We start from the raw sequence: 6057 nt of genomic DNA, 5'->3' as shown, positions 1-6057 counted from the left end.
GTATTGCATAATTATAATAATATATGTATAATTATTATATATTTAACCTAAGGAGTTAAAGTTTTTATTATTTGAAAAGAGGAGATATAAATGAAAAAATTGAAAAAAGTGATGACAATAGTATTGTCAATAGCCTTTACAACAGTGTTATTAGCAGGCTGCGGCAGCAGTAGTAATTCACAAAGCGGACAAGATTCGCAAAATACTTTGGAAAAGGTAAAAAAAGCAGGTGTTTTAAAAGTAGGGTTGGAGGATTCTTTTCCGCCAATGGAATTTAGGGACAACCAAAATGCACTTAAGGGATTTGATATAGATATGGCAAATGCTATAGCTAAAAAAATGGGAGTAAAAGCTCAGTTCGTTGGTACTGAATTCAATGGAATAGTTCTGGCACTTAAATCCGGAAAATTTGATGTAATAATATCAGGAATGAGCATAACCGATGATAGAAAAAAACAAATAGATTTTTCTGAGCCCTATGTACAAAATTATCAGATTATAGTTACCAAGACCGGAAATACTTCTATTAAAGGTTCAAAGGATTTAGACGGTAAGAAGGTGGGGGTAGGACTTGGTACCACCAGTGAAGAAGTAGTTAAAAAGTTTAAGAATATAAAGGAAGTAAAAAAATATGACAAGACTACAGAGGAACTTCAGGATCTTCTAATAGGAAGACTTGATGCAGTAGTAGTAGATGAACCCGTTGGAAAATACTATATATCCAAGTCTGATAAAAAGGATCAATATACTGTTCTAAATGAAAGGTTGAGTAAAGAGCCTATGGGAATAGGATTTAAGAAAGGCGACAAAGAGTTAGAAGCTGAGGTACAAAAAGCATTTAACGAATTGAAGAAGGATGGAACTATGTCTAAGATTTCCACAAAGTGGTTTGGAGAAGACATATATAAATAATATATACGAAGAGGAAGTGGATTGGATCAGTGAATATAGGATTTATTAATGATATACTGCCTATTTTATTAAAGGGCAGTGTAATGACTATGGAGCTTACAGTAATTACTTTGATATTGGGAACACTTCTTGGTATATTTTTAGCACTTTTGAAATTATCTAAAAATATTGTGCTTAAATCACTATCAGGTTTTTATACATGGATATTCAGAGGCACACCTCTATTATTGCAATTGTTTTTCTTTTATTATGGATTACCTTTTGTTGGAGTAGAACTTACGCCTTTTTCAGCGGCAATACTGGGACTTGGACTCAACTGCGGAGCCTATATGGCGGAGATAATAAGGGGAGGAATTCAATCTGTAAACAAGGGACAATTTGAAGCGGCAAAGGCACTTGGATTTAGTTATGGAGAAACTATGAGAAAGATAATACTTCCCCAAACCTGGAAAATCATAATACCGCCTGTTGGAAATGAATTCATATCCATATTAAAGGACACTTCCTTAGTATCTACTATAGCAATGGTGGAGCTCATGAGATCAGCCCAACAGATATATGCCAGCAGTTTTGATCCAATATCAGTGTTTCTTACGGCAGCAGTGTTGTATCTTGTAATGACCACTGTATTTACCACTGTATTTGGAATGTTTGAGAAAAAATTGGCCGTTTACAGTTAACTGTAGAACATTTAAATTTAATTTGGAGGTGTAATCTATGGAAAATACAGCTTTAGACAATCACATGGATTTAGATAAAAATAAATATATGATAGAAGCCACTCATTTAACCAAGAGTTTTAATAATTTGATGGTTTTTAAGGATCTCAGCATAAAAGTGAAAAAAGGTGAGGTTTTAGTGGTAATAGGAGCTTCTGGTTCAGGAAAAAGTACTCTATTGAGGTGCTTAAATCATTTAGAGGAATTGGACAGTGGTTCTGTAATTATAGAAGGAGAGAAATTAAATCCTAAGGATAAAAAGATGATAAGAAGAATAACTACAAAGATGGGGATGGTCTTTCAAAGTTTTAATCTGTTTCCACATATGACAGCTATTCAAAATGTTATGGAGGCTCCACTGGTAGTCAAAAAGGAGAAAAAATCAGAAGCACAGCTAAAAGCCAGAAAGCTGTTGGCTAAAGTTGGCTTAAAAGACAAAGAAAATTTTTATCCTTCAAAGCTTTCAGGAGGTCAGCAGCAGAGAGTCGCTATTGCAAGAGCTCTTGCAATGAATCCAGATATAATGCTTTTTGATGAACCTACGTCTGCACTGGATCCAGAGCTTGTAGGAGAAGTTTTAAATGTAATGAAGGATTTGGCTAAGGATGGGATGACTATGGTAGTTGTAACTCACGAGATGGGTTTTGCAAAAGAGGTTGCTGACAGAGTTATATTTATGGATGGTGGAAAAATACTGGAGCAGGGTACTCCAGAACAGGTATTTTCACATCCGAAAGAGGACAGAACAAAAGCTTTTTTGGATAAGGTTATTAAGTGATCTTTAGATTTTATCAGAGTTCAAATATCAGAGTTAAATTCTGGTATGTTTTTGGATGTTGCCGAAAATAATCATTAATTGTGCATTGTTAATTGTGAATTTATAATAAATTGGAGGTTAAATTTATGAAGGATAAAGTGGTATTGGCGTATTCAGGAGGATTAGATACTTCAGTTATCATTCCTTGGCTAAAGGAAAATTATGATATGGAGGTTATTGCGGCTTGTATAGATGTAGGACAAGATGATGACATGGAGCAAGTGAGGAAAAAGGCTCTCGAAACAGGTGCTTCTAAAGTATACATTGAAGATATGAAAGAGGAGTTTGTAAAAGATTATCTTTTTAAGGCAGTAAAGGCTAACTTATTGTATGAAGGAGCTTATATGCTTGGGACATCTCTTGCAAGACCTCTTATGGCAAAAAAACTTGTAGAGATAGCACATAAAGAAGGGGCTAAATATATATCTCATGGATGTACTGGTAAGGGAAATGATCAGGTGCGTTTTGAAGTTGGGATAGCAAGCTTTGATCCAACAATAAAGATAATAGCTCCATGGAGATTATGGAATATAAAATCAAGAGAAGATGCCATAGATTATGCAAACTCCAAAGGAGTGGAAGTAGCTGCAACTAAAGAGAAAATATATTCAAACGACAAAAATATTTGGCATGTAAGTCATGAGGGCGGAGATCTAGAGGATCCGCGAAATGAGCACAAAACAAGTATGTATTTTATGACTACTACACCTGAAAAGGCAAAAGATGAAGACACATATATAGAGCTCTATTTTGAAAAGGGAGAACCTAAAAAATTAAATGGACAGGAATTAGCTCCTGTTACCATGATGGAAAAGTTAAATAAAATAGGCGGCGAAAATGGAATAGGAATAGTGGATATGGTGGAAAATAGACTGGTTGGGATGAAATCCAGAGGGGTATATGAAACTCCAGGTGGAACCATACTCTATGCTGCTCATACTGCTCTTGAAAGGTTGACCATAGATAAAGATACTTTTCATTATAAACAACTGGTATCCCAAAAATATGGGGAACTTGTATATGACGGGCTTTGGTTTGGAAGCCTGAGAAAGGCATTGGATGCTTTTGTTGAAGCTACTCAGGAAAATGTAACCGGAAATGTAAAATTGAAATTATACAAGGGGAATATATTGACAGCATCGATAGACGCTCAATATCCTCTATTTAATGAGAGTATATCTTCTTTTGGAGCCAGTGATTTATATGACCATAAGGATGCGGACGGCTTTATTAAATTATTCGGCCTTCCCTATAAAATTAAGGCTGCAATAGATAAAGATAGGAAAAATTAACCATGAAACTTTGGGGTGGAAGATTTAAAAAATCTGAGAGCAAGCTCATGGAAGATTTCAACAGTTCTCTGGGTTTTGACAGACGGCTTTACAAAGAGGATATAGAGGGAAGCATGGCCCATGTAAAGATGCTTTCCAAATGTGGGATTTTAACTCAGGAAGAGGTCAGAAGTATATTAGAGGGATTGAAGTCCATATTAAAAGATATAGAAAGTGGAAAATTGAAAGTAGAGGGAGACTATGAGGATATACACAGTTTTGTGGAGATAAATTTAATAGATAGAATAGGTCAGGTGGCAAAAAAATTACACACTGCCAGAAGCAGAAATGATCAAGTTGCAGTGGACTTTAGATTGTACGTTAAGAAAGAAGCTCAGGAGGTAGTTCAAAGTATAGAGATACTTCAAACTGCAATAAAAGATTTAGGTGAACGAAATAATGTTATAATGCCAGGATATACTCATCTTCAGAGGGCTCAAGTAGTAACATTTAAGCACTATATAATGGCGTATTATTCTATGTTATCAAGGGACAAAAATAGAATTTTAAATGCTGTTGAAATTATGGATGAAAGCCCTCTTGGATGCTGTGCACTGGCAGGTACGACTTATGATATAGATAGATATTTTACTGCTAAAGAACTGGGATTTAGAAAACCAGTAGATAATTTTTTAGATGGTGTAAGTGACAGGGATTACGTCCTGGAGATGTTATCAGACTTTTCCATATTGATGATGCATTTAAGCCGTCTTAGTGAGGAACTTATATTGTGGAGCAGCAAAGAGTTTGATTTTGTACAAATAGATGATGAATTTTCCACAGGAAGCAGCATAATGCCTCAAAAAAAGAATCCTGACGCTGCAGAACTCATAAGAGGCAAAACTGGGAGAGTATATGGTTCACTTATGGCACTGCTTACCACTATGAAGGGCATTCCTCTTGCCTATAATAAGGATATGCAGGAAGATAAAGAACAGTTTTTTAACTCCTTAGATACTATATTAAGCTGTTTGAAAATAATGAATGGTATACTCTCCACATTAAAAGTCAATAAAGACAATACTTTTAATGCTGTTAAGAAAGGGTTTCTAAATGCTACAGAAGCAGCAGATTATTTAGTAAATAAAGGTATGGCTTTTAGAGATGCCCATAAGGTTATTGGCGAAATTGTACTTTACTGTGAGAATAAAAATAAATCCATTGAAGATCTTCAACTGGAGGAGCTGAAAAATTTCAGCACTTTGTTTTCGGAAGATGTATATGAATTTATAGATTATAGAAATACGTTAAACAGAGGAATCAAAAAAAATCTTAAATAAGGGTATATTAAAAAGTGGAAAGTTTTTAAAAATTAACTTTCCACTTTTTAATACCTAAACTTCTTTTGTATGTCTGCTTTCTGTTTCTTTTCCAAAAAACGAAAGAGCATATAATCCTCCAAGACCTACTAGAGCATACAATATTCTTGTAAATGAAGACATTGTACCAAATAGTGATGCTATAAGATCATATCTAAAAAATCCAATTAGTCCCCAGTTGAGAGCACCTATTACCACCAATATTAGTGCAATAATGTCTAATGTTCTCATATTCACATCTCCTTTTTATTTTATATAAACTATTATTTACAAATTGTATGAAATTTATAAGGTAAAATAAAAAGAAGATGAAAGACTAATTTTTGTTATATGACTCATTACTTAATATATCTATATTTATGCTCCTATCCACAGGCTGAAATAGGGATATTATAGTGTCAGTCCTCTGTATTCCATCTACAGATTGAATCTTGTTCATAAGTAGATTCTGTAAATCTGTTATATTTTTACATACAACTTTTACAAAAATAGAGTAAACTCCAGTAGTATAGTGAATTTCAACAATTTCTTTTATATTTTCCAATTGCTCGAGGACACCTTTAAAAGATTTGGCTTTATCTAAATAAATACCTATAAAGCCACATACATCATAGCCTATCTTGGAATTATCTATTATAAGCTTAGTACCTTTTATTATATTCATGTCCTGCATTTTTTTCATTCTAACATGAATGGTTCCACCACTCACATGGCATTTTCTAGCTATCTCTAAAAAAGGAGTTCTAGAATCCTTTAAAAGAATATCAAGAATTTGCAGATCTAAATCATCTAATCCAGAAACTTTTAAACTCAATTGAATCCCCTCCTTCACGATCTAATTATTTTAATTTTTATTCCCCCAAATAATATTATAGCAGAAATTTTTATTAAATTAATAATTTAAAACGTTATCATTGATTAATAATTTATAAACTTTTAATGAATCATGTATATAAATA

General features: G+C 33.6%; 7 protein-coding genes. 5 read left to right on the top strand and 2 right to left on the bottom strand.

Going from position 1 to position 6057, the window contains the following annotated elements:
* Window positions 1-90: 90 nt before the first annotated feature.
* The 5 genes from J5G60_RS16005 (at window position 91) to argH (ending at window position 5059) form a co-directional block, all read left to right on the top strand.
* Window positions 91-912, top strand: coding sequence for an ABC transporter substrate-binding protein (locus J5G60_RS16005; RefSeq protein ID WP_150358505.1), 822 nt, complete (start codon window positions 91-93; stop codon window positions 910-912).
* 29 nt (window positions 913-941) lie between these two features.
* Window positions 942-1592 (top strand): ectoine/hydroxyectoine ABC transporter permease subunit EhuC, encoded by a 651-nt coding sequence (gene ehuC / locus J5G60_RS16000; RefSeq protein ID WP_150358506.1) that lies wholly within the window; start codon window positions 942-944, stop codon window positions 1590-1592.
* A 37-nt stretch (window positions 1593-1629) separates the two neighbouring features.
* Entirely contained in the window at window positions 1630-2409 is a 780-nt protein-coding gene (locus tag J5G60_RS15995; protein WP_150358507.1) for an amino acid ABC transporter ATP-binding protein, read from the top strand.
* A 125-nt stretch (window positions 2410-2534) separates the two neighbouring features.
* Complete coding sequence (locus J5G60_RS15990; RefSeq protein ID WP_150358508.1) at window positions 2535-3740, top strand: argininosuccinate synthase; 1206 nt, start codon at window positions 2535-2537, stop codon at window positions 3738-3740.
* A 2-nt stretch (window positions 3741-3742) separates the two neighbouring features.
* Window positions 3743-5059 (top strand): argininosuccinate lyase, encoded by a 1317-nt coding sequence (argH, locus tag J5G60_RS15985; protein ID WP_150358509.1) that lies wholly within the window; start codon window positions 3743-3745, stop codon window positions 5057-5059.
* A gap of 54 nt (window positions 5060-5113) precedes the next feature.
* Here argH and J5G60_RS15980 read toward each other — a convergent pair whose 3' ends face one another.
* Both J5G60_RS15980 and J5G60_RS15975 read right to left on the bottom strand, forming a co-directional pair.
* A complete protein-coding gene (locus J5G60_RS15980; protein ID WP_150358510.1) occupies window positions 5114-5329 on the bottom strand; it encodes a DUF378 domain-containing protein in 216 nt (71 codons plus the stop codon).
* A gap of 85 nt (window positions 5330-5414) precedes the next feature.
* A complete protein-coding gene (locus J5G60_RS15975; RefSeq protein ID WP_150358511.1) occupies window positions 5415-5912 on the bottom strand; it encodes an Lrp/AsnC ligand binding domain-containing protein in 498 nt (165 codons plus the stop codon).
* Window positions 5913-6057 lie beyond the last annotated feature (145 nt).

Origin of the sequence: Clostridium sp. HV4-5-A1G, from assembly GCF_900184915.1 — a bacterium.
GTDB classification, from domain to species: Bacteria; Bacillota; Clostridia; order Clostridiales; family Clostridiaceae; genus Clostridium_B; species Clostridium_B aromativorans.
Note: the sequence above shows the minus strand (reverse complement) of the source record. Positions and strands in the feature narration are given on the sequence as shown.